The 26,729-nt window shown below is 71.7% G+C and carries 30 protein-coding genes; 12 read left to right on the top strand and 18 right to left on the bottom strand.

Annotated elements, in window-relative coordinates:
• Positions 1–21: 21 nt before the first annotated feature.
• The 3 genes from F4556_RS15480 to F4556_RS15490 are packed head-to-tail and all read left to right on the top strand — an operon-like array spanning position 22 to position 2,893.
• Positions 22–1,029, top strand: coding sequence for a heme/hemin ABC transporter substrate-binding protein (locus F4556_RS15480; RefSeq protein ID WP_246511026.1), 1,008 nt, complete (start codon positions 22–24; stop codon positions 1,027–1,029).
• Positions 1,026–2,087, top strand: a complete 1,062-nt coding sequence (locus F4556_RS15485) for a FecCD family ABC transporter permease (RefSeq protein WP_184915726.1) — start codon at positions 1,026–1,028, stop codon at positions 2,085–2,087. Before F4556_RS15480 ends, F4556_RS15485 begins: the two co-directional genes overlap by 4 nt.
• Positions 2,078–2,893: a heme ABC transporter ATP-binding protein gene (locus F4556_RS15490; RefSeq protein ID WP_184915729.1), complete on the top strand. Its 816-nt coding sequence runs from the start codon at positions 2,078–2,080 to the stop codon at positions 2,891–2,893. The genes F4556_RS15485 and F4556_RS15490 overlap by 10 nt, the downstream gene beginning before the upstream one ends.
• 21 nt (positions 2,894–2,914) lie before the next feature.
• On the opposite strand, the gene F4556_RS15495 is transcribed toward F4556_RS15490, so the two are convergent.
• The gene (locus tag F4556_RS15495; protein WP_184915732.1) at positions 2,915–3,130 is read right to left on the bottom strand and encodes a dodecin; all 216 of its coding nucleotides are present in this window, start codon (positions 3,128–3,130) and stop codon (positions 2,915–2,917) included.
• 62 nt (positions 3,131–3,192) lie between these two features.
• The gene (locus F4556_RS15500; protein ID WP_184915735.1) at positions 3,193–3,735 is read right to left on the bottom strand and encodes an RsiG family protein; all 543 of its coding nucleotides are present in this window, start codon (positions 3,733–3,735) and stop codon (positions 3,193–3,195) included.
• 376 nt (positions 3,736–4,111) lie between these two features.
• On the opposite strand from F4556_RS15500, the gene dtd reads away from it, so the two are divergent.
• Positions 4,112–4,561, top strand: a complete 450-nt coding sequence (gene dtd, locus F4556_RS15505; protein ID WP_184915738.1) for a D-aminoacyl-tRNA deacylase — start codon at positions 4,112–4,114, stop codon at positions 4,559–4,561.
• Position 4,562: 1 nt separating this feature from the next.
• Here dtd and ygfZ read toward each other — a convergent pair whose 3' ends face one another.
• The 3 genes from ygfZ to F4556_RS15520 all read right to left on the bottom strand — a co-directional run bounded on the left by ygfZ (position 4,563) and on the right by F4556_RS15520 (position 6,643).
• Positions 4,563–5,519, bottom strand: a complete 957-nt coding sequence (ygfZ, locus tag F4556_RS15510; protein ID WP_184915741.1) for a CAF17-like 4Fe-4S cluster assembly/insertion protein YgfZ — start codon at positions 5,517–5,519, stop codon at positions 4,563–4,565.
• Positions 5,520–5,529: 10 nt separating this feature from the next.
• Positions 5,530–5,979: a Fur family transcriptional regulator gene (locus F4556_RS15515; protein WP_184915744.1), complete on the bottom strand. Its 450-nt coding sequence runs from the start codon at positions 5,977–5,979 to the stop codon at positions 5,530–5,532.
• Between the two features lie 79 nt (positions 5,980–6,058).
• Positions 6,059–6,643, bottom strand: a complete 585-nt coding sequence (locus F4556_RS15520) for a heme-binding beta-barrel domain-containing protein (RefSeq protein WP_184915748.1) — start codon at positions 6,641–6,643, stop codon at positions 6,059–6,061.
• Positions 6,644–6,914: 271 nt separating this feature from the next.
• Here F4556_RS15520 and F4556_RS15525 point away from each other — a divergent pair, with 271 nt between their 5' ends.
• A complete protein-coding gene (locus F4556_RS15525; RefSeq protein ID WP_184915749.1) occupies positions 6,915–7,277 on the top strand; it encodes a DsrE family protein in 363 nt (120 codons plus the stop codon).
• On the opposite strand, the gene F4556_RS15530 is transcribed toward F4556_RS15525, so the two are convergent.
• The 6 genes from F4556_RS15530 to F4556_RS15550 all read right to left on the bottom strand — a co-directional run bounded on the left by F4556_RS15530 (position 7,271) and on the right by F4556_RS15550 (position 10,368).
• Positions 7,271–7,531: a DUF3099 domain-containing protein gene (locus F4556_RS15530; protein WP_184915752.1), complete on the bottom strand. Its 261-nt coding sequence runs from the start codon at positions 7,529–7,531 to the stop codon at positions 7,271–7,273. The genes F4556_RS15525 and F4556_RS15530 overlap by 7 nt on opposite strands.
• 76 nt (positions 7,532–7,607) lie before the next feature.
• Positions 7,608–7,898 carry a DUF1416 domain-containing protein gene (locus tag F4556_RS15535; RefSeq protein ID WP_057227860.1) on the bottom strand — a complete coding sequence of 97 codons (291 nt, stop codon included), beginning with the start codon at positions 7,896–7,898 and terminating at the stop codon, positions 7,608–7,610.
• Between the two features lie 30 nt (positions 7,899–7,928).
• Positions 7,929–8,765 (bottom strand): sulfurtransferase, encoded by an 837-nt coding sequence (locus F4556_RS15540; protein WP_184915755.1) that lies wholly within the window; start codon positions 8,763–8,765, stop codon positions 7,929–7,931.
• A 216-nt stretch (positions 8,766–8,981) separates the two neighbouring features.
• Positions 8,982–9,062 carry an Ms5788A family Cys-rich leader peptide gene (locus F4556_RS39730; RefSeq protein ID WP_369405619.1) on the bottom strand — a complete coding sequence of 27 codons (81 nt, stop codon included), beginning with the start codon at positions 9,060–9,062 and terminating at the stop codon, positions 8,982–8,984.
• A 185-nt stretch (positions 9,063–9,247) separates the two neighbouring features.
• Positions 9,248–9,961: a hypothetical protein gene (locus F4556_RS15545; RefSeq protein WP_184915758.1), complete on the bottom strand. Its 714-nt coding sequence runs from the start codon at positions 9,959–9,961 to the stop codon at positions 9,248–9,250.
• A 161-nt stretch (positions 9,962–10,122) separates the two neighbouring features.
• Positions 10,123–10,368 (bottom strand): MoaD/ThiS family protein, encoded by a 246-nt coding sequence (locus F4556_RS15550; RefSeq protein WP_184924645.1) that lies wholly within the window; start codon positions 10,366–10,368, stop codon positions 10,123–10,125.
• A gap of 716 nt (positions 10,369–11,084) precedes the next feature.
• Between F4556_RS15550 and F4556_RS15555 the strand changes: the two genes are divergently transcribed.
• The 5 genes from F4556_RS15555 to F4556_RS15575 all read left to right on the top strand — a co-directional run bounded on the left by F4556_RS15555 (position 11,085) and on the right by F4556_RS15575 (position 16,381).
• Positions 11,085–11,816 (top strand): response regulator transcription factor, encoded by a 732-nt coding sequence (locus tag F4556_RS15555; protein WP_184915761.1) that lies wholly within the window; start codon positions 11,085–11,087, stop codon positions 11,814–11,816.
• A 104-nt stretch (positions 11,817–11,920) separates the two neighbouring features.
• A complete protein-coding gene (locus F4556_RS15560; RefSeq protein WP_184915764.1) occupies positions 11,921–12,964 on the top strand; it encodes a LacI family DNA-binding transcriptional regulator in 1,044 nt (347 codons plus the stop codon).
• An 88-nt stretch (positions 12,965–13,052) separates the two neighbouring features.
• Positions 13,053–14,141, top strand: coding sequence for a S1C family serine protease (locus F4556_RS15565; RefSeq protein WP_184915768.1), 1,089 nt, complete (start codon positions 13,053–13,055; stop codon positions 14,139–14,141).
• 45 nt (positions 14,142–14,186) lie between these two features.
• Entirely contained in the window at positions 14,187–14,960 is a 774-nt protein-coding gene (locus F4556_RS15570; RefSeq protein ID WP_184915770.1) for a response regulator transcription factor, read from the top strand.
• A complete protein-coding gene (locus F4556_RS15575; protein ID WP_313068316.1) occupies positions 14,957–16,381 on the top strand; it encodes a HAMP domain-containing sensor histidine kinase in 1,425 nt (474 codons plus the stop codon). Before F4556_RS15570 ends, F4556_RS15575 begins: the two co-directional genes overlap by 4 nt.
• A 3-nt stretch (positions 16,382–16,384) precedes the next feature.
• On the opposite strand, the gene F4556_RS15580 is transcribed toward F4556_RS15575, so the two are convergent.
• The 7 genes from F4556_RS15580 to F4556_RS15610 all read right to left on the bottom strand — a co-directional run bounded on the left by F4556_RS15580 (position 16,385) and on the right by F4556_RS15610 (position 24,389).
• On the bottom strand, positions 16,385–16,795 hold the full coding sequence (locus F4556_RS15580; RefSeq protein ID WP_184915773.1) for a nuclear transport factor 2 family protein: 411 nt from the start codon (positions 16,793–16,795) through the stop codon (positions 16,385–16,387).
• A gap of 155 nt (positions 16,796–16,950) precedes the next feature.
• Positions 16,951–18,774 (bottom strand): bifunctional metallophosphatase/5'-nucleotidase, encoded by a 1,824-nt coding sequence (locus F4556_RS15585; RefSeq protein WP_184915776.1) that lies wholly within the window; start codon positions 18,772–18,774, stop codon positions 16,951–16,953.
• A 161-nt stretch (positions 18,775–18,935) separates the two neighbouring features.
• Complete coding sequence (locus F4556_RS15590) at positions 18,936–20,285, bottom strand: ATP-binding protein (RefSeq protein WP_184915779.1); 1,350 nt, start codon at positions 20,283–20,285, stop codon at positions 18,936–18,938.
• Positions 20,286–20,306: 21 nt separating this feature from the next.
• Positions 20,307–21,875 (bottom strand): SCO6880 family protein, encoded by a 1,569-nt coding sequence (locus tag F4556_RS15595; protein WP_376775705.1) that lies wholly within the window; start codon positions 21,873–21,875, stop codon positions 20,307–20,309.
• A gap of 7 nt (positions 21,876–21,882) precedes the next feature.
• Complete coding sequence (locus F4556_RS15600) at positions 21,883–23,124, bottom strand: hypothetical protein (RefSeq protein ID WP_184915783.1); 1,242 nt, start codon at positions 23,122–23,124, stop codon at positions 21,883–21,885.
• Entirely contained in the window at positions 23,114–23,920 is an 807-nt protein-coding gene (locus F4556_RS15605; RefSeq protein ID WP_184915785.1) for a hypothetical protein, read from the bottom strand. Before F4556_RS15605 ends, F4556_RS15600 begins: the two co-directional genes overlap by 11 nt.
• 136 nt (positions 23,921–24,056) lie before the next feature.
• Entirely contained in the window at positions 24,057–24,389 is a 333-nt protein-coding gene (locus tag F4556_RS15610) for a DUF8827 family protein (RefSeq protein ID WP_184924651.1), read from the bottom strand.
• A gap of 263 nt (positions 24,390–24,652) precedes the next feature.
• On the opposite strand from F4556_RS15610, the gene F4556_RS15615 reads away from it, so the two are divergent.
• Together F4556_RS15615 and F4556_RS15620 are read left to right on the top strand one after the other, a co-directional pair.
• Positions 24,653–25,705: a C40 family peptidase gene (locus F4556_RS15615; protein WP_184915788.1), complete on the top strand. Its 1,053-nt coding sequence runs from the start codon at positions 24,653–24,655 to the stop codon at positions 25,703–25,705.
• Between the two features lie 136 nt (positions 25,706–25,841).
• Positions 25,842–26,504 (top strand): phosphatase PAP2 family protein, encoded by a 663-nt coding sequence (locus F4556_RS15620; RefSeq protein ID WP_184915791.1) that lies wholly within the window; start codon positions 25,842–25,844, stop codon positions 26,502–26,504.
• Positions 26,505–26,729: the final 225 nt, after the last annotated feature.

Here is a 26,729-nt window from a genome sequence, read left to right on the forward strand (position 1 = left end):
CGCCCAGCCAAGGAGCAGCAGTTGACGGGGACCATCCGAAACCGCGCCCGTGCGCTGGGCCTCGCCCTGCTGCTGGCCACCGTCGCCGCCTGCGGCGGCAACGCGGCCGGCACCGGGGCCGGCACCGGGGCGGCGAAGGCCCCGGCCGCACCCGACCGGGTCGAGCCGCTGGCTGCCACCGCTCCCGTACTGCCCGCCACCGTCAGCTCGGCCGACGGCCGCCAGGTCACGGTGGCCGGCGCCGACCGGATCATCCCGCTCAGCGGCAGCCTGGCCGAGCTGGTGTTCAGCCTCGGCCTCGGCGACCGGGTGGTGGCCCGGGACGTCTCCACCACCTTCGAACAGGCCGCCGCGCTGCCCGTGATCACCCAGGCGCACGACGTCTCCGCCGAGGGCGTGCTCTCGCTGCACCCGACCGTGGTCCTGGCCGACCGCTCCACCGGCCCGGCCGAGGCGATCGCGCAGATCCGCGCCGCCGGCGTGCCGCTGGTCGTGCTGGACGACGCCAAGCGGCTCACCGACCTCGACAGCCGGATCGCCAAGGTGGCCGCCGCCCTCGGAGTCCCGGACGCCGGACGGCAGTTGACCGAACGGACCGCCGCCCGCACCAGGGAGGTGCAGGCCGCCGCCCGGCCCACCGGCGGCAGGCCCAAGGTCGCCTTCCTCTACCTGCGCGGCAGTGCCTCGGTCTTCCTGCTCGGCGGCGCCGACTCCGGCGCGGGCTCGCTGATCGACGCGGTCGGCGGCGTGGACGCGGGCACCGCCTCCGGCCTGACCGGCGACTTCACCCCGCTCACCAGCGAGGCCCTGGTCAAGGCCGCCCCCGACGCTCTGCTGGTGATGAGCAAGGGCCTGGAGTCGGTCGGCGGCATCGACGGGCTGCTCAAGCTCCCCGGCGTCGCGCAGACCCCGGCCGGCCTCGACCGCCGGGTGGTCTCGGTGCCGGACGGCGTCCTGCTCAGCTACGGCCCGCGCACCCCCGAGGTGCTCAGGTCGATCTCCGAGCAGCTCTACGGGGCCGCCAAGTGACCGCCACCGCCCTCCCGTTGACCCGCCGCCGCCTCGCCCGCACCACCCTGCTCACCGCCGGTCTCGCACTCGCCCTGCTGGTCGCCGCCCTGCTGGCGGCCGGGGTCGGCGCGTACCGCATCCCGCTCGGCGACCTGCTCGCCTCGGTCACCCACCGGCTCGGGCTCGGCGGCCACCCGCTCGACCGGGTCCCCGAGTCGGTGCTCTGGAACGTCCGCTTCCCCCGGGTGGTGCTGGCCCTGCTGGTCGGCGGCTCGCTCGGCTGCGCCGGAGCCCTGATGCAGGGCGTCTTCGGCAATCCGCTGGCCGAGCCCGGCGTGATCGGGGTGTCCTCCGGCGGCGCGGTCGGCGCGGTCGCCTGCATCGTGCTCGGCCTGGACGCCCTGGGCAGCTGGACGGTCACCGTCTTCGCTTTCGGCACCGGCCTGTTGACGGTCTTCGCGGTGTACGCGATGTCCCGCTCCGGCGGCCGGACCGAGGTGGTCACCCTGGTGCTCACCGGCGTCGCGGTGAACGCCTTCTGCGGCGCGCTGATCGGCCTCTTCCTGTTCACCGCCGACAGCGCCGCGATCAGCCAGGTGACCTTCTGGCAGCTCGGCTCGCTCGCCCAGGCGACCTGGGGCAAGGTGCTCGCGATCCTGCCGTTCGCGCTGCTCGGTCTGGCCGTCGCGCCGTTCCACGCCCGGAAGTTGGACCTGCTGGCGCTCGGCGAACGCCCGGCCAGGCACCTCGGCGTGGACGTCGAGCGGATGCGGCTGGTGCTGATCACCGTGGTCGCCCTGCTGACCGCCGCCGCCGTCTCGGTCAGCGGCATCATCGGCTTCGTCGGCCTGGTCGTCCCGCACCTGCTGCGGATGCTGGCGGGGCCGGGCCACCGCTTCCTGCTGCCCGGCAGCGCGCTGGCCGGCGCGCTGGTGCTGGTGCTCGGCGACCTGGCCGCCCGCACCCTGGCCCAGCCCGCCGAACTGCCGCTCGGGGTGCTGACCGCCCTGATCGGCAGCCCGTTCTTCTTCTGGCTGCTCCGCCGGACCCGTACCAAGCAAGGGGGTTGGGCGTGAAGCGACGCCGCCAGGTGCCCGAGCGTCCGCTCCCGGGCGCCGAACTGCTGACCGCCACCGGCCTCCGGCTGACCGTCGGCGGACGCGAACTGCTGGGCGGCGTCGACCTGGTGGTCCGGGCCGGGGAGGTGCTCGCGCTGCTCGGGCCGAACGGGGCCGGCAAGTCCACCCTGCTCTCCGTACTCGCCGGGGACGTCCCGCCGACCGCCGGCACGGTCACCCTGAACGGCCGACCGCTGACCGGCTACCGCCCGGCCGAACTCGCCCTGCACCGGTCCCTGCTGCCGCAGGCCGCCGCGCTCTCCTTCCCGTTCCCCGCCGGAGAGGTGGTCCGGATGGGCCGCGCGCCCTGGGCCGGGACGGCGGCCGAGGCCGAGGACGACGCGGCGGTGGCCGCCGCACTGGCCGCCACCGAGTCCGCCGCCTTCGTGGACCGCCCGTTCACCGCGCTCTCCGGCGGCGAGCGGGCCAGGATCGCACTGGCCCGGGTACTCGCCCAGCGGGCCGCCCTGCTGCTGCTCGACGAGCCCACCGCCGCCCTCGACCTGCGCCACCAGGAGCTCGTGCTGCGGGTGGCCAGGGACCGCGCCGGGGCGGGCGACGCCGTCGTGGTGGTGCTGCACGACCTGTCGCTGGCCGCCGCGTACGCCGACCGCGTGGTGCTGCTCGCGGCCGGCCGCGCGGTGGCGGACGGGCCGGTCGCCGAGGTGCTGAACGCCCCGCTGCTGACCGAGGTCTACGGGCACCCGGTCGAGGTCTTCCCGCACCCCGGCACGGGCACTCCGCTGGTCCTGCCCGCCCGCTGAGTGCCCGTGCCGGGGTCCTGCTCAGTCCTCGTCGTCCAGCCGGAAGCCGACCTTCAGCCCCACCTGGAAGTGCGCGACCCCGCCGTCCGCGATGTGCCCCCTGATCTGCGTCACCTCGAACCAGTCGAGATTGCGCAGCGTCCGCGAGGCCCGGCCGACCCCGTTCCGGATCGCCGCGTCCACCCCCTCGGTCGAGGAACCGACGATCTCGGTGACCCGGTACACGTGTTCGCTCATGGCTCTGCTCCCATCGATGCGTCCCCGGTCCACCGTGCCCCAGCCGGGCGGCTCCCGCACGCTCACCCGCCGGCGAGCAGGTCGTCCACCCTGGCCTCGCCCTCGCGGTAGCGGCGGGTGATCTCCGCGCTGCAGTCGTCCGCCCGCCGCTGGAGCGCCTGCCGCCGCCCGGAGACCTCCCGCTCGTGCACCGTCAGGCGCTCGACGGCGGCCACCAGTTCGACGGTCTGGTGGGCCTCCAGATCGGCCAGTTGGACGTCGCCCATCAGGGCGTCCGCCTCCCGCTGGTAGCGCTCCCCGCGCGGCGGGCCGAGCCGCAGGTGGCGGGCCGGGCGGCGGACCGGTGACGGGGTGTCCGCCAGGATCGCCGGGAGCTGGTCGAGCAGGGCGTCCGACAGCCCGTCGGCCCCGGGCTCGGCGGACCCGGTGGACCGCCGGCGGGCCAGCTCGGCCCGCAGGATGTCCAGCCGCCCGTGCAGCAGCCGGCGCAGGTACGAGAGGTCGGCCTCCTGGTCCTGTGCGTCCCGGCGGAGCAGCCGGAGCTGCTCCAGCCCGAGGCCGGTGAGGCCGTACTCCCGCTCGTGGGCCGTGCTGCTCGCGTCCATCAACCAACCACCTGCCGCTGTACCGGTCACTGAATCCCCCACTGACTCTCCGCCGCCGGGCGCCCCTGTCTGGTGCACGCCCGCCCGGCGCCGGGGGTTCCCGAAGGGCAGCGACTCCACCCGTGCGAGCGACCCCGGAACTCCGAACCCCCACGTGGCTGCTCGTCCACGCGTCGCCCACAGCGTGCCATCCGGGACCGGCCGGTGCACCGCCCGTGCACCCGAACGGCCCCCTGGCGAAGGGGGGTGGCTGATACGACCGGAACAATCCGCAGGCCGCACCACCCGTCCGACGGCGCGCAGAACGCGCCCCCGGCGCGCGCGCCCCTGCCACGCGCCTGCGGAACGGCCGTACCGCTCCGGCACAATGAGGCCCATGCGAGCAGTGGTACAGCGGGTCGCCGAGGCGGCCGTGACGGTGGACGGCGAGACGGTCGGCGCGATCGAGGGCCCCGGGCTCTGCGTACTGGTCGGGGTGACCCACGAGGACACCCCGGAGAAGGCGGCCCAACTCGCCCGCAAGCTCTGGTCGGTACGGCTCTTCGACGGCGGCACCCCCGACGATCGAAGCGGCGAGCTGTCCTGCTCGGACCTGAACGCCCCGCTGCTGGTGATCAGTCAGTTCACGCTCTACGGCGACGCCCGCAAGGGCCGCCGCCCCACCTGGAACGCCGCCGCCCCCGGCCCGCTGGCCGAGCCGCTGGTGGACGCCGTGGTGGCCGAACTCCGGGCGCTCGGCGCCAAGGTGGAGACCGGCCGGTTCGGCGCCGACATGAAGGTGTCGCTGGTCAACGACGGCCCGTTCACCGTCCTGCTGGAGCTCTAGGTCAGGCGGGGACGATGACGTCCTGGCTGCCCGGCACGCCGTCGGCCAGCAGCACCTCGTCCACCGGCGTGTTCCGCTTCACCAGGGCCAGCGCGATCGGTCCCAGCTCGTGGTGCCGGGCCGAGGAGGTCACGAAGCCCACCGGGCGGTCCTGGCCCGGCCGGAGCACCTCGGCGCCGTGCGCCGGGAGCTTCTCCTCCATGCCGTCCAGGTTGAGCAGCACCAGCCGGCGCGGCGGCTTCCCCAGGTTGTGCACCCGGGCCACCGTCTCCTGGCCCCGGTAGCAGCCCTTCTGCAGGTGCACGGCGGTGGACAGCCAGTCCACCTCGTGCGGGATGGTCCGGTGGTCGGTCTCGAAGCCCAGCCGGGGCCGGTGCCCCTCGATCCGCAGCGCCTCGTACGCCCACATCCCGGCCGCCGGGCCGTAGCCCGCGGTCAGCCCGGCCAGCTCCGCGCGCGGCACGAACAGGTCCCGCCCGTACGGGAGTTCACGGACCGCGGCGGCGCCCTCGGCGGAGACCTCGGAACCGGCCGGCAGGTACACCACGGCGTAGTCGGCGGTCGCGTCGGCGACCTCCACCCGGTAGAAGAACTTCATGCTCTCCAGGTACGCGATCAGCGCCGCCTGGGTACCCGGCTCGACGTGCGCCCAGGTGGTCTCGCCGTCGTCCACCAGGTAGAGCGCGTGCTCGACGTGCCCGTTCGGGGAGAGCACCAGCGCGTCGGTGGCCTGCTGCGGCGGCAGCGCGCTGACGTGCTGGGTGAGCAGCAGGTGCAGCCAGGACAGCCGGTCAGCGCCGGTGACGGTCAGCACACCCCGGTGCGAGAGGTCCACGAAGCCGCGCCCGGCGGCCAGTTCGCGCTGCTCGGGGAAGAGACCGCCGTAGTGCGCGGCCACCCCTTCGTCGGCTCCTTCGGCGGGGACGGCACCGGGCAGGGCAAGCAACGGACTCTTCATGACCGCAAGCTTACGACTGCTCCCCCGCGAGCTTCGCGGTGCAGTCGGCGCAGCGGCCGAAGATGGCGAAGTGCTTGAGGTCGGTGTCGAAGCCGTGCTCCGCGCGCAGGCTGTCGATCAGCGGCGCGGCGATCGCGGTGTCGGTCTCGGTGACGCTCTCGCAGTCCCGGCAGACCAGGTGCAGATGGGTGTGCCGCCCGGCCAGGTGGTAGGTCGGGGCGCCGTGGCCCAGGTGCGCGTGCGAGACCAGCCCGAGCTCCTCCAGCAGCTCCAGGGTCCGGTACACGGTGGAGATGTTCACCCCGCTGGCGGTCTTCCTGACCTCGTGCAGCAGCTCGTCCGGGGTGGCGTGGTCCAGCGCGTCCACGGCCTCCAGCACCAGCTGGCGCTGCGGGGTGAGCCGGTACCCGCGCTCGCGCAGGTCGGCCTTCCAGTCGGAGGGGGTCTCGGTGTCAGCCACGGTGCGCCTGCCCTGCTCTAGGTCGTGCGACAAGTGTAGGGACCGACCCGCGGGCCGGCCCCTACGTTGCACCACTGGCTCAGCGGAAGAAGGCGATGCCGTCGTCCGGCAGGTCCGCGATGTCCTGGATCAGCCTCGCCGGGTTCAGCACCTTCTTGAGCTGCGCCGACATGTACGGCCGCAGCGGCACCTCGGGGGCGGACTTCTCGCCGACCCAGAGCAGCTCCTCGGCGACCATGCCGTACAGCCGCTTGCCACCGCTGTACGGGGCCGCGCCCTCGATCCGGGCGACCGCGTCGGTGGCCAGGTCGATCTGCGGCTTGCCGTCGTGCAGCTTGCCGTACCAGATCTCCACGGTGCCGTCGTCGCGGACCGAGGAGACCTCGATCTCGCGCTCGCCGCTGGTGCCGTGCTGGTTGCTGGTGATCCGCCAGAACGAGTGCTCGGTCTCCAGCGGGCGGACCTTCTCACCCTCGTTGTCCAGCACCCAGGTGCGGGAGCGGAACTCCAGGAACGGGCGGCTGTCGTGCCGGAACACGATCTCCTGGCCGAAGTTGCACTTCTCGGTGCCCGGGAAGTCGTAGACGCCCGCGCCCTCCCAGGTGCCGAGGAGGAAGGCCAGCGGGACGACGTCCTTGTGGAGGTCAGAAGGGATCTCGATCATGTTCCTGGTCGCTGTCGTCGGTGGGGGACTGCGTCAACCGTACGGCAGTCGGGGTCAGCGCTGACCCTGGTAGAGCTTCATGACGGCGAAGATGGCGAACCAGGTGACCAGCACGGCCACCAGGACGAGCAGACCAGTGAAGACGATTTCCAGACCGGACACGGGGCGCTCCCATTGCGGCGTTGCGGTACAGAGCAGGACTGGCTGAGTCTATCGGCCCGGTATGCGCCGGTCTCGGTGAGCCCCACCACGTCCTCTATAGGGTGTCACTATGCCGAAGAAGCTGGTCATCAAGGTCACCGCCGGAGCCGACGCGCCGGAGCGCTGCTCGCAGGCCTTCACGGTGGCCGCCGTCGCGGTCGCCAGCGGGGTCGAGGTCTCGCTCTGGCTGACCGGCGAGTCGACCTGGTTCGCGCTGCCCGGGCGCGCCGCCGAGTTCGAGCTGCCGCACGCCGCGCCGCTGCCGGACCTGCTGGAGGCGGTGCTGGCGGCCGGGCAGGTCACCGTCTGCACCCAGTGCGCGGTGCGCCGGGGCATCGAGGAGAAGGACCTGATCGAGGGCGCCAGGATCGCCGGGGCCCAGCTCTTCGTCCAGGAGATCATGGCCGAGGACGTGCAGGCGCTCGTCTACTGATCCGGGCGGTCCCGGTCGTGCCCCGGCTCGTCCCACTCCGGGTCCTCCCAGCGCGGGTCCTCCCACCAGTCATCCTCGGGGTCGCGCTTGTTGGCGAAGATCGCGGCGACCGGCGGGATCACCATGGCGACCACGCACATCCCGATCGCGGCGCCCACCGAGAAGAACCGCACCACTCCCCAGGCCAGGACGAACATCGTCAGGCAGACGCCCATCATGACGAAGTAGTAGAGGTGCCTCCGCCGCTGCTGCACCCTTCCACGGTACGACCGAGGGCCCCCTGCGCGGCAGAGGGCCCTCGGTCGTACGTCAAAAGCAGCTGTCGGGTCGTCAGACCGCGATCGCGACCTCGGTCTGGGCGCCCTGGGAGGCGACCACGACCCGGTCCACGGTCGCGCCCGGGACCAGCGCGCGCAGCGTCCACTTGCCCGGACGGGCAAAGAAGCGGAACTGCCCGGTCGCCGAGGTGGGCACCTCGGCCGTGAACTCGCCGCCCTCGTCCAGCAGTCGGACGTAACCGTTGACGGGCTCGCCGTCGCGGGTCACCGAACCCTGGATGATCGTCTCCTTGGCCACGTCAACTCCTGCCAGATCGGGGCCACCGGCCTTCGCACCGCACATGATGTCTTCCCTCTTCCTACGGTTCGAGGCTCAGTTGTCGCCGAGCGCGATCGGCACGCCGACCAGGCTGCCGTACTCGGTCCAGGAACCGTCGTAGTTCTTGACGTTCTCCTGGCCGAGCAGCTCGTGCAGCACGAACCAGGTGAGCGCGGAGCGCTCGCCGATCCGGCAGTACGCGATGGTGTCCTTCGCCAGGTCGACGCCCTCGGCGGAGTAGAGCTCCTTGAGCGCCTCGTCCGACTTGAAGGTGCCGTCGTCGTTGGCGTTCTTCGCCCACGGGATGTTGCGGGCGGACGGGACGTGGCCCGGACGCTGCGACTGCTCCTGCGGGAGGTGGGCCGGGGCGAGCAGGCGGCCGGCGAACTCGTCGGGCGACCGGACGTCGACCAGGTTGAGGGTGCCGATCGCGTTCACCACGTCGTCACGGAAGGCGCGGATCGACTTGTCCTGCTCCTGCGCCTTGTACTCGGTCGCGGCGCGCTCGGGCACCTCGGCGACCAGCTCGCGGGCGTCCAGCTCCCACTTCTTGCGGCCACCGTCGAGCAGGCGGACGTCACCGTGGCCGTAGAGCTTGAAGTACCAGTAGGCGTACGAGGCGAACCAGTTGTTGTTGCCGCCGTAGAGCACCACGATGTCGTCGTTGCCGATGCCCTTCTTCGAGAGCAGCGCCTCGAAGCCGGCCTGGTCGACGAAGTCACGGCGGACCGGGTCCTGGAGGTCCTGCTTCCAGTCGATCCGAACGGCGTTGCGGATGTGGTTCAGCTCGTACGCGGCGGTGTCCTCGTCAACCTCGACGACGACGACCTTCGGGTTGTCCAGGTTCTCCTGGACCCAGTCGGCGTCGACCAGGACGTCACTGCGGCTCATGGTGGTGTCTCCATCCGGGGGCGGTACTGCGGAAGGGGGTACGAGGTGCCCGGCACCGGCCGTCCCGGAATTCTGTCCGAATACCGAGACAGCACAGGGGTGGCCAGGATCGAGCTGGAGTCAGGGGCGCCGAGGCGGTCCAAGGCATAAAGCTGCCTGGTCAGAGCCATCGGCAGGGAGTGGGCAGGGCCGGACGTACCGGTCAGAACCGCCCGTTCAGCGCATTCGACACAGGCAGGCGGCCACGCGGCACAGGTCTACCGCCCGCCGCTTCGTGAGGTCCGCCTGTCGCTTCATGCCGACGATGCTAGGGACTCGGACGGGTCGCTGTCATCAGCGTGTCGAATACTGAGACGATTCGCATCACATACTGAGATTTGGGGGTTTCCCGCCGTGGTGGCACCGGGTCCGCGCCGATCCGGCATCCGGGCGGACGGGCCCCGGGAGGGCATTGCTGGACAGTGCGTCTCGCAGAGCGGACGTCAGCCGAGCAGCCACGACCCGATCCAGGCCAGCGGAGCGGCCACCGCGAGCGGCAGCGCCACACCCGCCGTGAAGTGCACGAACCGGGACGGGAAGTCGTACGAGGCCACCCGTCGGCCGACCAGCGCACCGACCGCCGCCAGCCCCGCCACCACCGGCGGAGCGCCCGCGATCACCCCGGCGGCCGCACCCAACAGCAGCGCGGCGACCGGCGCGAGCGCCCCCTGCACCGGGGCCGCAGCCACCAGCGTGGTGACCGCCACCGCCAGCAGCGCGGCCGGGACGTGCCCCGCGAGCAGCACCGACGCCAGCAGCCCGGTCAGCAGTACGCCCGAACCGAGCACCGTCAGCGTGTAGAACCGCTCGGCCGGATCAGCCGGCCTGAACGTCTGCCACACCAGCACCGCCACCAGCCCGACCCCCAACGCCGCCGCGAGCCCGGCCGTCCCGCCCGCCGGCACCGCGACGTCGGCGGCGAAGCCCGCCACCGCCACCCCCGCGATCCCCTGCCGGGCGGGCCACATCCCGTGCAGCCTGAACCACCCCACCGCGGTCAGCCCCTGAGCCACCATCAGCCCGGCCGTCAGGCCGTACCGGCCGCCCAGGGTGGCCACCGCAAGCAGGGCGCACAGCACCCCGGTGAGCAGCGCCGGCAGCGGGCCCGGCTCCACGATCGGCGAACCGCTCTTCGCGGGGGCGGCGGTCAGGACCATCTGTACTTTCCAATCTGGCTCAGCCACGTGAGACCCAGGGGCTCGGGGAACTGCGAGGAGGTCTGGCGCCGGGGTCACATGCGAAAGTGCCTGACCACCTACGCACGGATCACCTTGCAAGGGTCGGCGTCGCAGTTCCCCGAGCCCCTGGATAGTGCAACTCAGCCGCCGGCGAAGGGCGGGAGGGCCTCGATGGTGCCGCCCTCGGTGAGGGGGACGGTGGTGTGGTCGCGGGTGCCGACCTGCTGGGCGTCGACCAGGTAGGAGCAGTGCGCGAGCACCTGGAGCAGCTTGGGGTTGTCCGCGTGGCGCAGCCGGACCGCGGCGAGCGCCTCGCCGAGGGTCGCGGCCTCGTACGGCTCCTCCGGGAGCCCTGCGGCGGCCTTGGCCGCGGCCCAGTACCGGATGGTGCCGGTCACCCTGGCGCCGGTGACTGCCGTCGCTCGTGCGGTGGAAGTGTTCGCTGCCATGGCAGCCCTCCTCGTCGTCCTCGCCCGGTGCGGTGCGCCGGCTCTGCTGCCGGGGCACCCACGCCAAAGGTGTACACGTACGGTGCGGCCGGTGCGGCTCCCATGATGGACCGGCCGGCCCCGGATGCCGTAACGACCCTGGTCGCGCGAGCGCGCGCCGGCTCCCGGTGAACGGTCCGGACGTGGTGGGAGTCACGCCCGGAGTGGCCCGATGTGGCCAACCCCCGGTACGAGGACCTCCCCGTGCGGGGAGTGGTCGGCTATTCTCGTGGCGTGAGGGACCTGGGCAGAGTCGCCCCCGGGTCCTTTTGTGCTTTCAGGACGCCAGGTACGAACGGCCTCCCGGGACGGTGCCCCACCCGCACCGCCGTCGGCGAGGACCGGTCGGCCGGAGCCGCACAACGATGTGCGGGAGCCCGGCCGGGCGGGAGTGCAGCGGGATGCAGACCGGAAGGTTCGCGGATGAGCAGGACTGAGTCGGAACGTCAGGGGTTGCGGGACCTCGGACGCACGCCCCGGCTGGTGCTGCGCACTCACGAACCGGTCGGATCTCACCCCTCGGACGTCCGCTCCCCCACCTTCCCCGCAGCCACCCACCGGCCCCCCGGCCGGACGACTGCGACCGCGACGACCCGGAAAGGGGACTACCGGGTATGAGTTCTCTCCTCCTCCTCACCAACGCACTGCAGCCTTCCGCGGAGGTGCTGCCGGCCCTCGGCCTGCTGCTGCACACCGTCAGGGTGGCCCCGGCCGAGGGCTCCGCCCTGGTCGACACCCCGAGCGCCGACGTCATCCTGGTGGACGGCCGACGGGACCTGCCGCAGATCCGCAGCCTCTGCCAGCTGCTCCGTTCCACCGGGATCGGCTGCCCGCTGATCCTGGTGGTCACCGAGGGCGGCCTGGCCGCCGTCACCGCCGAGTGGGGCATCGACGACGTCCTGCTGGACACCGCGGGCCCGGCCGAGGTCGAGGCCCGGCTGCGGCTGGCGATGGGCCGGCTCCAGGTGACCTCCGACGACAGCCCGATGGAGATCCGCAACGGCGACCTGGTCGTCGACGAGGCCACCTACTCGGCCAAGCTCAAGGGGCGGGTGCTCGACCTGACCTTCAAGGAGTTCGAGCTGCTGAAGTACCTGGCCCAGCACCCGGGCCGGGTCTTCACCCGGGCCCAGCTGCTCCAGGAGGTCTGGGGCTACGACTACTTCGGCGGCACCCGGACGGTGGACGTGCACGTCCGGCGGCTGCGGGCGAAGCTCGGCGTCGAGAACGAGCAGCTGATCGGCACCGTCCGCAACGTCGGCTACCGCTTCGTCATCCCGGAGAAGCCGGACAAGGGCGAGCGGCCGGGCCTGGAGCAGCGGTCCGCTGCGGCCCGCGAGCTCTGACGGACCGTCCGGTGTGACCGGCTTGTCCGACTACGCCCCGGCCTGTCCGGGGCGGGTCGGGCATCCCCCGCACCCCCCTTGCGCCACCCGCGTAGACTCCCCTTGTGGCCAAGGTGACGCGTGACGATGTAGCCCGACTGGCTGGGACCTCGACCGCGGTCGTCAGCTACGTCATCAACAACGGGCCGCGCCCGGTCGCGCCCGCGACCAAGGAGAAGGTGCTCGCGGCGATCGAGCAGCTCGGCTACCGGCCGAACAGCGTCGCCCAGGCGATGGCCTCCCGGCGGACCAACCTGGTCGGCATGGTCCTGCCCGACGCCCGGCAGCCATTCTTCGCCGAGATGGCGCACGCGGTCGAACGGGCCGCCTCCGAGCGCGGCAAGCTGGTCCTGATCGGCAACTCCGACTACGTGGACGACCGCGAGGTGCACTACGTCCGCGCCTTCCTCGGCATGCGGGTCTCCGGTCTGATCCTGGTCAGCCAGGGTCCGTCCCAGCGGGCCGCCGAGGAGTTCGCCGCGATGGAGGGCGCCAAGGTGGTGCTGCTGCACCGCCGGCCCGAGGCGATCGACGACGTCGCGGTGGTCACCGACGACGTGGGCGGCGCCGAGACCGCCGTCCGCCACCTGCTCGAGGTGCACGGGCACCCGTACGTGGTCTGCTTCGGCGGCCCGGTCGAGCAGCCCGCCCCCGGTGACCCGGTGATCGACCACGTCGAGGGCTGGCAGCGCGCGATGGACGCGCACGGCCTGCCGGTCGAGCCCAACCTGGTGGACGCCCCGTTCCACCGCTACGGCGCGTACGAGGTCGCGGTGGCCCTGCTGCGGTCGCCGCAGCGCCCGCCGGCGATCTTCTGCTCCACCGACGACCAGGCGATCGGCGTGCTCCGGGCCGCCCGCGAGGTCGGCCTGCGGGTGCCGGAGGACCTGGCGGTGGCCGGCTTCGACGACATCCCCGAGGCCGCGCTGGCCGACCCGCCACTGACCACCGTCGCCTCGGACCGGGACGCGATGGCCCGGGCCGCCGTCGACCTGGTGCTGGACGACTCGCTGATGGTGCCGGGGTCGGACACCGAGCGGGTCCGGAAGTTCCCGTCCCGGCTGGTCATCCGCCGTTCCTGCGGCTGCGGGGGCCCCTCCGAGGCCTGACCAGGCTTTATGAGAAGTCAACGGGCTTCTCGGGTGGCTCTGACCGCGCTCTCATCCGGCTCTCATCAACCGGGCGGACGTTGGATGCATGAGCGACCAGCACCGCAACTCCGAAGACCAGGGTCCGTACGGCTACCCGGGCTGGACCCCGCCGCAGCCGATCGAGCCGCCGACCGTTCCGACGAACGCCCACGTGATCGAGGGCACCGTGCTCCCGCACGGCCCGTACACCGAGGACTTCACCGCTCCCCCGGCCGAACCCACGCCCCCCGCGAGCCACGCCCGTAAGAGCTTCCTCAAGGGCCGGCTGGCCCTGGTCACCGCGGTGGCCACGGTGGCCGCGCTGCTCGGCGGCGTCACCGGTGGCGTGATCGCCGCCGCCGACGGCCCCGGCGGCTCCAGCTCCAGCACGCTGGTCAGCCCGGTCTCCTCGAAGTCCGACGGCACCGCCGACGTCACCGCGATCAACTCGGCGGTCTCGCCGAGCGTCGTCCAGATCACCGTCAAGTCCAACTCCGGCACCTCGACCGGCACCGGCGTGGTGCTCACCGCAGGCGGCCAGATCCTGACGAACTATCACGTCGTCTCCGGCGCCGTCAGCGGCGGCGGCCAGCTCACCGTCACCTTCAAGGACGGCTCCACCAAGACCGCCACCATAACCGGCACCGACGCCGCCCTGGACGTCGCCGTGATCACCGCCAACGGCGTCAGCGGACTGCCCACCGCCACCCTCGGCGACTCGGCCGGCGTCCAGGTCGGCGACTCGGTGGTGGCCATCGGCAACCCCGAGGGCCTGACCGGCACCGTCACCTCCGGCATCATCAGCGCCAAGGACCGCCCGGTCACCGTCCAGGTCGACGAGTCCACCACCAGCGGCAACGGCGGCTTCGGCTTCCCCAACCTGCCCGGCCAGCGCGGCTCCGCCTCGTCCGGTGGCGAGACCGCGAACTACAAGGCGCTGCAGACCGACGCCGCGCTCAACCCCGGCAACTCCGGCGGCCCGCTGATCAACGCCGCCGGCCAGGTGATCGGCCTCAACTCCGCGATGTACTCGGCCAGTGGCTCCAGCTCCACCGCCGGATCCAGCACCGCGGGCAGCGTCGGCCTCGGCTTCGCCATCCCGATCAACGACATCAAGAACGTGCTGCCGAAGTTGCAGGCCGGCCAGCGGCTCTGAGCTGGACAATGACAAGACGACCGGACTAGGAAAGGTCCCGCCCCGATGACACCCCCCGCCGACGACCGCACCCCTGTCGAGACCCCGGGCAGTACGGCCCGACTCCTCGTGGTCGACGACGAGCCCGCCCTGCGGGACGCCCTGGAGAGCAGCCTCGCCTTCGAGGGCTACGAGGTCACCACCGCCACCGACGGCTTCGAGGCGCTGGACGCCGTCGAACGCGACCACCCCGACCTGGTCCTGCTCGACATCATGATGCCCCGGATGGACGGCCTCACCGCCGTCCGCCGGATGCGGGCCCGGGGCGACACCGCCCCCGTCCTGATGCTCACCGCCCGCGACGCGGTCGGCGACCGGGTCACCGGCCTCGACGTCGGCGCCGACGACTACCTGGCCAAGCCCTTCGAACTCGACGAACTGCTGGCCCGGGTGCGGGCGTTGCTCCGCCGCTCCGCGCTGGCCAGCGAGGCCGCCGCCCGCGCGGCGGTCGAGGCCGAGGACTCCGAGGTGCTCGCCTTCGCCGACCTGCGAATGAACACCGCCACCCGCGAGGTCACCCGCGAGGGCAAGCCGATCGAGCTGACCCGCACCGAGTTCATGCTGCTGGAGATGTTCCTCTCGCACCCGCGGCAGGTGCTGACGCGGGAGCAGATCCTCAAGGCGGTCTGGGGCTTCGACTTCGAGCCCTCGTCCAACTCGCTGGACGTGTACGTGATGTACCTGCGCCGCAAGACCGAACAGGGCGGCCTGCCCCGCCTGATCCAGACCGTCCGCGGCGTCGGCTACGCCCTCCGGTCAGCCACCGGCACAGCGGCGTGAAGAGACTCACCGGCTGGTTCCGCAGCCGCTCCCTCCGGAGCCGGCTCGCCATGCTCACCGCCGCGGCGGTGGCGGTCGCCATCGCGCTGTCGGCGCTGGCCTGCTGGTTCATCGTCAGGGACCGCCTGTACGGGCAGGTCCACGACAGCCTGGTCGAGGCGAAGCTCCCACCGAACCCCACCGTCTTCTGCGGTTCCACGACAGCCGAGGCGCTCGTGAAGGCGAAGGAAGCGCCGAGCGCCGGCCGGTTCCCGAGCAACAAGTGGGACGTGCAGCTGGTCGCCGCCGACGGCCTCGTCTGCTTCCCGGGTGGCGCGGACCGGATCATCAAGACCAGTCCGTCCGACTTCACCATCACCGGCACCACCTACCGCGACGGCAGCTACTCCGACGGTGAAGCCGCCATGGTGCGCCTCGACCGGAGCACGGTCAGGTTCGACGGCACGCTGTACACCGTCACCATGATGACCGCGGTGTCCGTGACCAACGTGGAGGAGTCACTCCAGCAGCTGGCCCTGCTGCTGCTCGGCGTCGCCGCCCTCGGGGTGGTCGGTGCGGGCATCACCGGGCGGCTGGTGGCGCGTTCGGCGCTGAAGCCCGTCGACCAGCTCACCGACGTGGTCGAACACATCGCCCGGACCGAGGAGGTCGGCTCCACGATCCCCGTGCACGGGGACGACGAGATCGCCCGGCTCTCCTTCTCCTTCAACTCGATGTCCACCGCGCTCGCCAACTCCCGTGACCGGCAGACCCGTCTGATCGCCGACGCCGGTCACGAGCTCCGTACCCCCCTCACTTCCCTCCGCACCAACGTCGACCTGCTGATCCGTTCCAACGACACCGGCCGCCCGCTGCCCGAGGCGACCCGGACCAAGCTGCTCGGCAACATGAAGGCGCAGATGCAGGAACTCACGCTCCTCATCGGCGACTTGCTCCAGCTCTCCCGCCCGGACTCCCCCAGGCCCGAGCAGAACCCCACCGTGGTGGCCCTGCACGAGATCACCGCCCGCGCCGTCGAACGGGCCCGACTCCGGGGCCCCGGCCTGCACTTCGCCCTCGCGATCGACCCCTGGTACGTACACGGCGACGCCGCCTCGCTCGAACGCGCGGTGATCAACCTGCTGGACAACGCCGTCAAGTACTCCCCGCCCGCCGGCACCGTCGAAGTCGTGCTCGATCAAGGCAGGTTGACCGTTCGCGACCACGGCCCCGGCATCCCGCAGGACGAACTCCAGTACGTCTTCGACCGGTTCTGGCGTTCCCCGTCCTCCCGCCAGCTGCCCGGCTCCGGCCTCGGGCTGTCGATCGTCGCCCAGACCGTCCGCGACTCAGGCGGCGAGGTGGCGCTCGGCGCGCCCCCGGACGGGACCGGCACGCTGGCCACCGTCCGCCTCCCGGGGCAGCCCGACCGGCCGAGGTGAGGCTCAGGCCTCGGCGGCGGCCCGCACCATCGCGAGCAGGCCGCTGAGGTCCCGCTCGAAGGTGAACTCCCGGACCAGGGTGGTCCATCGGCCGTTCTCCCGCCGCCAGACGAAGGTGTAGAGCGCCGGCAGGCCGCCCTCGACCCGGCGCATCACGATCGTCCCCTGGTCGCCGTACTCGGTGGTGGCCAGGAAGCTGACGCCGTCGAGCGTCTCGCCGACCCGCTGCCCCTGAGCGCCCAACGCCCGGAACCGGGCCATGAACTGCTCCTTCACCAGGGTCACCACCAGGCCCGCCCCGTCGAACCGGACGTTCTCGAACTCCGGGTCGTAGAGGGCGTCCAGCGCCTCCACGTCCATCGCGAGCCCGGCGTTCAGGTACTCCCACATCCGGTCCACCAGCGTCTGATCCATGGTCAACTCCCCTCCCCGGGGCCGCTGGTACGGCCCGTCACTCCCCTAAGGTCGCAGACCCCGCTCACAGTTCACCGGCAGCCCGCTGTCGCCCCGCAAACGCGAGAGGAGCACCCCCGCAGGGGTGCTCCTCACAGTGCGTCAGGCGTCGGGCGTCAGTCGATGTCCTCGCCGACGCCGATGATCTTGATCCGGTCCTGCGCCGGGACCGCCAGCGGGGCGGTGGCGGAGGAGTTCGCGCCGAGGTAGGCGGCGAACAGGTCGAGGTCGGAGGCGCCGACCAGCTTGTCGGTGCCCGCCGCGAAGGTCGGGAAGCCGTCGCCGCCGCCGGCCAGGAACTCGTTGGCCGCGACCCGGTACTTGGCGGCCGGGTCGATCGGGGCGCCGTTCAGCTTGACCGAGTCGGCCGGCACCCGGTCGGCGCCGGTCTTGTTCAGGTTCAGGGTGTAGGTCAGGCCCTTGGAGACCTGCAGGATCTTCGGGGCGGCGGTGTTGCCGCCGCTGACCTGCTCCTTGAGCAGCTGGATGACCTGAGCACCCGTCAGGGTCTTGACCTGCATCATGTTGGTGAACGGCTGGACGGTGAACGCCTCGCCGTAGGTCACCACGCCGTCGCCCTCGGCCCCGCTGGCCTTGTAGACCAGGTCGGAGCGGATGCCACCGGGGTTCATGAAGGCGATCTGCGCGCCGCCCTTGTCGGCCGCCGCGAGACCGGCGAGCTGACCGTCGGCGATCACGTCACCGAGCGGCTTCTCGAAGGCGCTGGAGCCGCGGCCGTTGATGTCGGCACCGATGAAGCCGAGCGAGCGGTTGGCGATCGGGGCCGCCAGCTTGCTGTACTGGCTGATCAGCGAGGTGATGTCCGGCGCCTTCTCGACGGTGCGGCGCACCACGTGGTTGGCGGCGGTGACCGACGGGCGGACGATGGCGCCGGTCCGCTTGTCGAGCTTCAGGTTGATCTCGGTGTACAGGCGGCCGAACGAGGCGGCGCTGGTGACCGAGCGCGGCACACCCTGCGGGTCCGGGATGGAGCAGGCGTACGCGTTGTGGGTGTGCCCGGTGACGATGGCGCCGATCGCCGGGTCGAGGCCCTTGGCGATGTCGACGATCGGGCCCGAGATGCCCTGGCCGGCCGCGCCGCAGTCGTAGTTGTACGTGGTGGAGGCCGGGTAGCCGCCCTCGTGGATCAGCGCCACGATCGAGTCGACGCCACGGTGCTTGAGCTCCTTGGCGTACTTGTTGATGGTCTCGATCTCGTCGCCGAACTTGAGGCCCTGGATGCCGGCGGCGGTGACGATGTTCGGGGTGCCCTCGAGGGTCGCGCCGATGAAGCCGACCTTGACGCCGCGGACGTTCTTCACCCAGTACGGCTTGAGGATCGGGCGGCCGGTCTTCTCGTTGGTGACGTTGGCGGCCAGGTACTGGAAGTCGGCGCCGTCGAACTCGCGGCCTTCCTGGTAGCAGCCGTCGGTCGGGTGGCAGCCACCGTTCTGCAGCCGGAGCAGCTCCTTGGAGCCCTCGTCGAACTCGTGGTTGCCGACGCTGGTGACGTCCAGGCCGACCTTGTTGAGCGCCTCGATGGTGGGCTCGTCGTGGAACAGCGCGGAGACCAGCGGGCTGGCGCCGACCAGGTCGCCGGCCGCGACGGTGACCGTGTTGGGGTGGCCCTCGCGGGCCTGCCGCAGCGCGGTGGCGAGGTACTCCATGCCGCCGGCGGGGGTGTCGATCACCTTGCCGGTCGCCGGGTCGACCTCCTTGATGTTCCCCGAGGAGCCGGCCGGCGGCTCGAGGTTCCCGTGCAGGTCGTTGATGGCGAGGATCTGGAGGTCCTCGGTCTTCGGCTTGTGCCAGTCCCAGTTCCAGTCCCAGCCGTGCGCCTGGGCGGCGCTCGGCACCAGCAGCGTCCCGAACAGGCCGACGGCGACGGCTGCGGCGTACGCGGGTCGACGGAAGCGGCCGAGCTGACCGACATTGGGCATGAGGTTTCCCCTGCACCGTTTGGGGCTCCGTTGTGGGGGGAGCCGAGGGTGGTGTGACCCGATGCAGCCTAGAGTCAACGCGCGTAGCTGTCAGGACCTGTGAGGTAACGAGAGGGTTTCGTGAAGACGAAATACGCCAGGCTCGCCGAGCTGACCCGGCGTCAGCGTCGCGGCTCCGCCTCCAGATGCCGCTCGGCCCGGTCCCGCTCGGCCACCGCGTCCTCGGTCATCGCGCGGTCGGTGTACACCAGCGGGCGCTCGGCCTCGGTGATGATGTGCTTGACCACCTGGACGTTGCCGTTCACGTCCCAGACCGCGATGCCGGGCGAGAGGGTCGGGATGATCTCCACCGCCCAGCGCGGCAGGCCGAGCACCCGGCCGGTGGCTCTCGCCTCGTCGGCCTTCTGCATGTAGATGGTCCGGGTGGAGGCCATCTTGAGGATCGCCGAGGCCTCCTTGGCCGCCGCCCCGTCCACCACGTCGGAGAGGTGGTGGACCACCGCGACGAAGGACAGTCCGAGCCGGCGGCCGAACTTCAGCAGCCGCTGGAACAACTGGGCCACGAACGGGCTGTTGATGATGTGCCAGGCCTCCTCGACCAGGAAGATCCGCTTCTTCCGGTCGGGGCGGATCCAGGTGTGCTCCAGCCAGACCCCGACGATCGCCATCAGGATCGGCATCGCGATCGAGTTCCGGTCGATGTGCGAGAGGTCGAAGACGATCAGCGGCGCGTCCAGGTCGATGCCGTCGGTGGTGGAACCGTCGAACATGCCGCGCAGGTCACCGTCGACCAGCCGGTCCAGCACCAGCGCGACGTCCAGGCCCCAGGACTGCACGTCGTGCACCTCGACCCCGAGCGAGGCGATCGAGCCCAGTTCGGGGCTGCGCAGGGTGGAGATGATGTCCTCCAGCACCGGCTGACGGTCCGTCACGGTGGCCAGCACGTGGGCGTGCGCGGCCTTCAGCGCGAAGCCGGCCCGCTCCTCCAGGCCGCGCCCCATCGCCACCTCGATGATGGTGCGCAGCAGCGACAGCTGGCCGGTGGTGGTGATCGCCGGGTCGAGCGGGTTGAGCTTGACGCCGCCGTCCCTGGCGGCCATCGGGTCGAGCCGGATGGACTTTATCCCCAGCGCGTTCGCGATCAGGTTCCACTCGCCGACGCCGTCCTCGCCCTGCGCGTCCAGCACCACCACCTGGCGGTCCTTGAAGCGCAGTTGGCGCAGCACGTAGGTCTTCTCCAGCGCCGACTTGCCGTTACCGGACTCGCCGAGCACCAGCCAGTGCGGGGCGGGCAGCTGCTGCCCGTACAGCTGGAACGGGTCGTAGACGTAGCCCTTGCCGCTGTACACCTCGCGGCCGATGATCACCCCGGAGTCGCCCAACCCCGGGGCGGCGGTGGGCAGGTACACCGCCTGGGCCTGGCCGGTGGAGGTGCGTACGGGCAGCCGGGCGGTCTCCACCTTGCCGAACATCAGGCTGGTGAAGGCGTCGGTCAGGTTTCCGATGGCCATCAGTGGTCCTCCCGGAAAGGGTCAGCGGCGGATGCCCGTGGCGAACGGGAGGGTGTTGACGAAGGCCCGGTGGTGCTCGCGGTCGCACCACTCCAGCTTGAGGTAGCTCTTGCCCGCCGAGGCGCGGATGGTGCGCTTGTCGCGGGCCAGCGCCTCGGGGTTGCGCGAGGAGACGGTGATGTACCCGACCAGGTTGACCCCGGCCGCGCCGGAGGCCAGGTCGTCGCCGCGCTGGTCCACCCGGCCGGTGTGCGCCAGGTCGCGCGGGTCCACCGTGCGGTTCATCTTGGCGGCCCGGCTGACCTCCGCCTCGTCGTTGGTCTTCTCGGTCAGCATCCGCTCGATCGCGACGTCGGTCGGCTCCAGGTCCATCGTGACGGCGACGGTACGGATCACGTCCGGGGTGTGCACCAGCAGCGGGGCCAGGAAGTTGACGCCGACCGGGGTGAGCGGCCACTCCTTGATCCAGGCGGTGGCGTGGCACCACGGCTCCCTGGTGGCCGACTCACGGGTCTTGGCCTGCAGGAACTGCTGGTGGGTGGCGTCCAGTTCGGCCGGCCAGGCGTTGCGCTGGCTCATCGCCTGGATGTGGTCGATCGGGTGGTCCGGGTCGTACATCGAGTGCAGCAGCGAGGACAGCCTGGCGTGCCCGAGCGGCTGCCTGACCCGGATGTCGGCCTCGGCCAGCCGGGCGCAGATGTCGGTCAGCTCACGGGCCATCACCGCCGCCAGGCCCTCGTCGTCCCTGGCCCGCCGGGCACCGGAGGTACGGCCCATCGCGTGCGCCTCGGCCGCCAGGTCGCGGGTGTAGTGCATGCAGGCCACCAGGTAGGCCCGGTGCTGCTCGGAGGAGGTGGAGACCATCGACTGGAGCTGGTCGTAACTGTCCTGCAGCCAGCCGGGGGAGGACGGGTCGCCCCGCCGCTCGACGTCCTTGGCGTGCGCGTCCGGGTCGGCCGGCAGCGTCCGGGCCAGGATCTGAAGCCGCGTCACGAAGCCGTCCCCGTTGGCCACGTGCTTGAGCAGGGTGCCGAACCGGTCGACCAGCGTCTCCTGGTCCTCCGAGTCGCGCAGCCCGACGCCCGGCCCCTCGATCTCGATCGCGGCCGTCACGGTCCGGCGCTCCAGGTGCATCAGCACCCCGACCTCGTCCGGACCGAACGGCGCGGACAGCCAGCGCAGCCGCCCCACCCCGGGCGGCGGGCCGATCTCGATCTCCCGGCCGTCCAGCCGCGTCCCGGCGTCCACCACGTCGGACCGCCAGAGCCCCCGGCCGCTGCGCACGGTGCGGCGGTAGGTGCGGTTGATCTCCACCCACTTGTAGAACGTCCGGCGCCGGTAGGGCACGTAGACGGCCATCGCGGCGAGCAGCGGCAGGCCGATCAGACCGGCGATCCGCAACGGCAGGACCGGCATCGCCAGGCCCCACACCATGCCGAGGAAGGCGCCGAAGATGATCAGCACGATCTCCCCGGACTCCCGGTTGCGCCCGATCGGCGCGTTCGGGCGGGACTTGCCGATCAGGTAGGTGCGGCGCTGGTGCACGTACGGCTGGGCGTAGGACCCTCCGCCGTACTGATCGCTGCTCACTGGCCGGTCACGCTCCCTTCACTGGGTTGGCGGTCGGGGCGGGGGCCTGGGCCGGCGGGGCCGGGGTGCGGGAGGCATGCGCGGCGATACCGGGGGCGACCGAACCGCCGCCCGCTCCGGTGGAGGCGTTCGCGGTCTGCGGGCCGCCGCGCGAGCCGTGCGTGGAGATGCCCTGCTTGACCAGGTTGGCCGGGCCGTTGATCATCGCCGAGCCGGCCGAGACGGCGCTCGCCCTGGCGTTCCGCAGCTGCATCATCTCGTCGCCGAAGCCGGGGACGAAGCGGTAGACGGCGGCGCTGGCGAAGATCGACAGGAACAGGATGGCGAGGCCCGAGATCACCTTGGAGAAGTCGTCGGTGACCCCGGCGCCGGTGGCGACCGCGCCGGCCAGCCCGAGGATGATCACGATGATCGGCTTGGCCAGGTCGACCGCGAGCATCACCCCGGCCCAGCGCCGGACGTGCTTCCAGAGCTGCTTGTCCACCAGCCCGGCGTACACGGCGGTGCCGAGCAGCGCGCCGACGTAGAGCATCGCGGCCCGGATCAGCAGCTCGATCCAGAGCACCGCCGCGGCCAGCACCGCGACCAGCGAGATGATGATCAGGATCAGCGGCCCGCCGCCGATCGACCCCTTCTCCAGGGTGTCCGCGAACCCGCCCAGATAGGTGCCGGTGTCGGACTTGGTGCCGGCCGAGATCGCGTCGGTCAGACCGTCGGTGGCGGAGACCAGGGTGTAGAGGATCAGCGGGGTGAAGGCCGAGGCGATGACGGTCAGCCAGAGGAAGCCGATCGCCTCCGAGATGGCCCCGGCCAGCGAGGCGCCGCGGACCGCGCGCTTGGTCACCGCGAGCAGCCAGAGCACCAGGGTGATCACGGTGGAGGCCGCGAACACCACCGCGTACTGCTGCAGGAAGGCGGCGTTGGTGAAGTCCACCTGGGTGGTGCCGTCGATCGCGCCGGACAGCGCCCGCACCACGTACGAGGCGGCCTGGGCGCAGCCCTTGGCCAGCGAGCCGAGCGGGTCGGTGATGCCGCCGCCGACGCCGGTGACGCCGCCGCTGGGGACCACCACGGCTCCGGAGGGCGCGTTGCAGACGTTGCCCGCGCCCGGCAGCGGCACGTCACACCTGGACGTCGGCGAGGGCACCACCGGGTCGGCCCACGCCTGCTGGGCGGCCAGCAGCACCAGGACCGGAAGGGCGCCGAGCAGCGTGGCCGCCCGGCCGAGTCGGTGACCGTCAACGGGCATAGCGGAAGCCTCCGAAGTCCTGGACGGCGCCGGTGATCTCCTCGGCGGTGGCGGCCTGTTGGTCGCCGGGCAGTGGGGCCGGACCGGTGCGCCGGGCGAAGTCGGTCAACTTCCAGTCGGCCCCCGTCCAGCGCATCGTGACGGTGAGGGTGTACCAGTTCTCGGTGACCGGCAGCACCGAGCCAGGACCGGCCAGCCCGAGCAGGCCGGTGCACCAGATCTCGACCACGGTGGCGGTGTCGGCGGAGTTGGTGGTCTTGGTGCCGACCGGTACCGTCCGGCTGACGAAGGTCAGCCCCTTCGGGGCTTTCCCCTTCTCGTCCAGGCCGAGCTTGGCCAGCGTCTCCTTGCTGAACGCGGCGTCCAGCCGGGCGGTCAGCGCCGCCTGGCTGGTGCTGTCGGCGATGGTGGCCAGCACGGTGCGCCGCCCCTCGGCCCGGAGCATCTCCGCCGAGCCCAGCGCCACCGCGTAGTTGGCGGCGGCGGACTGCGCGCCCTGGTCGGTGTGCGGGTGGCCGACGCCGATGCCGTTCGAGGCGGTGGCGACCGGCAGCTGGCCGGACGGCGCGGTGGCGGCGGTCTTCGGGGTGGCCGCCTGGTCGGCCGAGGCGGTGCCGACCGGGTCCGGCTTGTCCCGGTTCGCGACGGAGATGGCCACCACCAGCAGGGTCACCACCAGCAGCACCGTCAACAGGGTGCGCAGCGGGCGAGGCTGACGGCCCGTCGACTGGTAGACGGACTGCTCGCCGACCGGCAGCCGCGTCCGGGTGTGCGGCTGGTCGTCGGACACCGGCACGGCGGCCCTCCTGGTACGGGGAGCCCGGCGGGCGCCCAAGCGTGGACTGACTATGCCGCGCGCACATGCTCGGAAGCGCGACAGCCCGGTGGCGACGGCCGCCTGGCCGCACCACCGGGGTAGGACTGTCTGATCGTCAGATGGCCATGCCGTACACAATGGTGAACAGAGTGCCGAGTGATCCGATGATGAACACGCCGGTCAGCCCCGCGACGATCAGCCCCTTGCCCTGTTCGGCCCCGAAGGTGTCCCGCATCGCGGTCGCGCCGATCCGCTGCTTGGCCGCACCCCAGACGGCGATGCCCAGGCAGGACAGGATGGCGACCGCCATCACCACCTGGACCATCGTCCTGGCCTCCGCGCCGAGGCTGGCGAACGGGCCCCAGTCCGGGGCGATGCCGCCGATGATGGTGTCGATGCCGGCCTTCTTGGGCTCTTCGGCCAGGAAGCCGATCCGGTCACTCAGCATGCTGCTCTGGTTCATTCCATCTCACCGCCCGATCAGGCAAATTCAAGGCCCCGGACCAGGGTTGCGCGAAGGGCCGCTACCCATTCTTGGCCAGATCTGATGCCGACTTGGCTGCTTCTCGCGGATTGGTCGTGGGGGATGGGACACGTACGCCAGGATGTCCACCGTACGAATGATACCGCTCACTCTTTGTATCTGCGATGATTGCGCTGAGCAATGCCTTCTCGTACACAGGAAACTGACGCCTCGTCGGGACGGTGCTGATGCTACTCGGGAAGGCCAAGGCCGCCGCAGCCGCCACCGGCGCGCTCGCCACCGGCCTCGTCGGCGTGATCGTGCTCGGCACGTACGCCGCCAGCGGTGCGCCCGCCGCCAACTCCAACACCCCCGGTCTCTCCAGCCGTTCGGTGCCGGCCGCGTTCCAGCCGCTGATCGAACAGTGGGGCACCCTGTGCCCGGAGATCTCACCCCCGATGCTGGCCGCCCAGCTCTACCAGGAGAGCGGCTTCGACCCGGCGGCCCGCAGCCCCGCCAAGGCGTACGGCCTGGCCCAGTTCCTGGAGGGCACCTGGGCGAGCTACGGCCGGGACGGCAGCGGCGACGGCAAGGCCGACATCTGGAACGCGGCGGACGCCATCGCCTCCGCCGCCACCTACGACTGCGCGCTGGCCAAGGACGTCGCCAAGGTCCCCGGCGACCACCAGGCCAACCTGCTGGCCGCCTACAACGCCGGCCCGTACGCGGTGATCAAGTACAACGGCGTGCCCCCGTACAAGGAGACCCAGGGCTACGTCCGCAACATCAAGTCGCTGGCGGTCAGCTTCACCGCGCCCGCGGTGGGCAGCTCGCTCGCGATGTCCGCCCAGTCCGCCGGAGCGATCTACTACGCCCAGCGGACGCTGGGCACCCCCTACCTCTGGGGCGGCAACGGCTGGGCCTCCCAGGACGGCCGGTTCGACTGCTCCGGTCTGACCCAGGCCGCGTTCGCCAGCGTCGGCATCGAGCTCCCCCGGGTCGCCAACGACCAGTGGAACTCCGGGCCGCACCCCAGCCGGGACCAACTCCGCCCCGGCGACCTGGTCTTCTTCGCCACCGACCAGGGCGACCCGCGCTCCATCGACCACGTCGGCATCTACGTCGGCGGCGGCTACATGATCAACGCACCGCACACCAGCGCGGTGATCCGCTACGACAGCATCGACCGGGCCAAGTACTTCGGCGCCACCCGGGTCACCCCCGACGGCGCGGTCGCCCTCCCGGTCCGGAACTCCGAGGGCGCCATCACCGGCAGCGGCCAGGGCACCGTGCGGAGCTGACCCCCGTTCAGACGTCTGTGGCCGCGGAGTGGACGGTCAGTCAAGTTTTCGTAACTCCACTCCGGGGCCGGAACCCGATACCCCGGTTCTGACGTTGTGTCCGGTGGCGAACAATCGGATCCAACGGAGGTGTGGCGTGTCGACGCTGCTCGGCGACACGACCGGGCCGGACCTGGAGCTGCTGCGCGCGGTGAACGGGCTGGCCGAATCCGCCCCCGACTGGATCGACAGCACCGTCGCCTGGTTCGGCGAGTACGGCATCCTGCTCGGCCTGGCCCTGATCGGCGTGGTCGCCTGGCTGCAGGCCCGCCGACGCCCCGACGCCCCGGTCGCCATCGCCGGCCTGCTCTGGGCCCCGCTCGCGGTCGCCCTCTGCGAGCTGGCCAACCTGCCGATCTCCGCCCTGGTGAACCGGCCCCGGCCGTTCGTCGACCACCCCGAACTCGACGTCCTGGTGGCCGGCAAGGAGGGCACCCTCTCCTTCGTCAGCGACCACTCGGCGATGTCGATGGGCATCGCGATCGCCCTGCTCCTGGTCAACCGCCGACTGGGCCTGATCGCCGCCGGGCTCGCCCTGCTCCAGGGCTTCGCCCGGCTGTACGTCGGGGTGCACTACCCGACCGACGTGCTCGGCGGGTACGCGCTGGCGGCCGCGGTGGTGCTGCTGCTCGCTCCGCTCGCGATGGCCGTGCTGGTCCCGCTCTGCCACGCACTCGGGCGGACCGCCCTCCGCCCGCTCCTGATCGCCCCGCAACCCCGCCGCCGCAGCCGGCACGCCGAGCGCGACCTCGCCGCCTAGGCAGGTCCCGAGGTTGCACTATCCAGGGGCTCGGGGAACTGCGAGGAGATCTGGCGCCGGGGTCACTGCGAAAGTGCCTGACCATCTACGCAGGTGCAACGTTTCCGAGGTCGGCGTCGCTGTTCCCCGAGCCCCTGTCTACCGAAGCGTGTGCCAGGTGCTCAGCCGCGTCGCGGCGGGAGCGGTCGCGGGAGCGACGGGCGGGTGCGGACCAGCCGCAGGTGC

This window comes from Kitasatospora gansuensis (assembly GCF_014203705.1).
Taxonomy (GTDB): Bacteria; Actinomycetota; Actinomycetes; order Streptomycetales; family Streptomycetaceae; genus Kitasatospora; species Kitasatospora gansuensis.

Excerpts from the sequence above, each read along its gene's own strand:
- F4556_RS39730 (WP_369405619.1), bottom strand. The coding sequence starts at position 9,062 with ATGAAGCGACAGGCGGACCTCACGAAGCGGCGGGCGGTAGACCTGTGC.
- F4556_RS15540 (WP_184915755.1), bottom strand. The coding sequence starts at position 8,765 with ATGAGCCGCAGTGACGTCCTGGTCGACGCCGACTGGGTCCAGGAGAAC.
- F4556_RS15545 (WP_184915758.1), bottom strand. The coding sequence starts at position 9,961 with ATGGTCCTGACCGCCGCCCCCGCGAAGAGCGGTTCGCCGATCGTGGAG.
- F4556_RS15495 (WP_184915732.1), bottom strand. The coding sequence starts at position 3,130 with ATGAGCGAACACGTGTACCGGGTCACCGAGATCGTCGGTTCCTCGACC.
- F4556_RS15555 (WP_184915761.1), top strand. The coding sequence starts at position 11,085 with ATGAGTTCTCTCCTCCTCCTCACCAACGCACTGCAGCCTTCCGCGGAG.
- F4556_RS15535 (WP_057227860.1), bottom strand. The coding sequence starts at position 7,898 with ATGTGCGGTGCGAAGGCCGGTGGCCCCGATCTGGCAGGAGTTGACGTG.
- F4556_RS15600 (WP_184915783.1), bottom strand. The coding sequence starts at position 23,124 with ATGCCCGTTGACGGTCACCGACTCGGCCGGGCGGCCACGCTGCTCGGC.
- F4556_RS15525 (WP_184915749.1), top strand. The coding sequence starts at position 6,915 with ATGCCGAAGAAGCTGGTCATCAAGGTCACCGCCGGAGCCGACGCGCCG.
- F4556_RS15565 (WP_184915768.1), top strand. The coding sequence starts at position 13,053 with ATGAGCGACCAGCACCGCAACTCCGAAGACCAGGGTCCGTACGGCTAC.
- F4556_RS15585 (WP_184915776.1), bottom strand. The coding sequence starts at position 18,774 with ATGCCCAATGTCGGTCAGCTCGGCCGCTTCCGTCGACCCGCGTACGCC.
- dtd (WP_184915738.1), top strand. The coding sequence starts at position 4,112 with ATGCGAGCAGTGGTACAGCGGGTCGCCGAGGCGGCCGTGACGGTGGAC.
- F4556_RS15500 (WP_184915735.1), bottom strand. The coding sequence starts at position 3,735 with ATGGACGCGAGCAGCACGGCCCACGAGCGGGAGTACGGCCTCACCGGC.
- F4556_RS15590 (WP_184915779.1), bottom strand. The coding sequence starts at position 20,285 with ATGGCCATCGGAAACCTGACCGACGCCTTCACCAGCCTGATGTTCGGC.
- ygfZ (WP_184915741.1), bottom strand. The coding sequence starts at position 5,519 with ATGAAGAGTCCGTTGCTTGCCCTGCCCGGTGCCGTCCCCGCCGAAGGA.
- F4556_RS15610 (WP_184924651.1), bottom strand. The coding sequence starts at position 24,389 with ATGCTGAGTGACCGGATCGGCTTCCTGGCCGAAGAGCCCAAGAAGGCC.
- F4556_RS15570 (WP_184915770.1), top strand. The coding sequence starts at position 14,187 with ATGACACCCCCCGCCGACGACCGCACCCCTGTCGAGACCCCGGGCAGT.
- F4556_RS15615 (WP_184915788.1), top strand. The coding sequence starts at position 24,653 with ATGCTACTCGGGAAGGCCAAGGCCGCCGCAGCCGCCACCGGCGCGCTC.
- F4556_RS15580 (WP_184915773.1), bottom strand. The coding sequence starts at position 16,795 with ATGGATCAGACGCTGGTGGACCGGATGTGGGAGTACCTGAACGCCGGG.
- F4556_RS15520 (WP_184915748.1), bottom strand. The coding sequence starts at position 6,643 with ATGATCGAGATCCCTTCTGACCTCCACAAGGACGTCGTCCCGCTGGCC.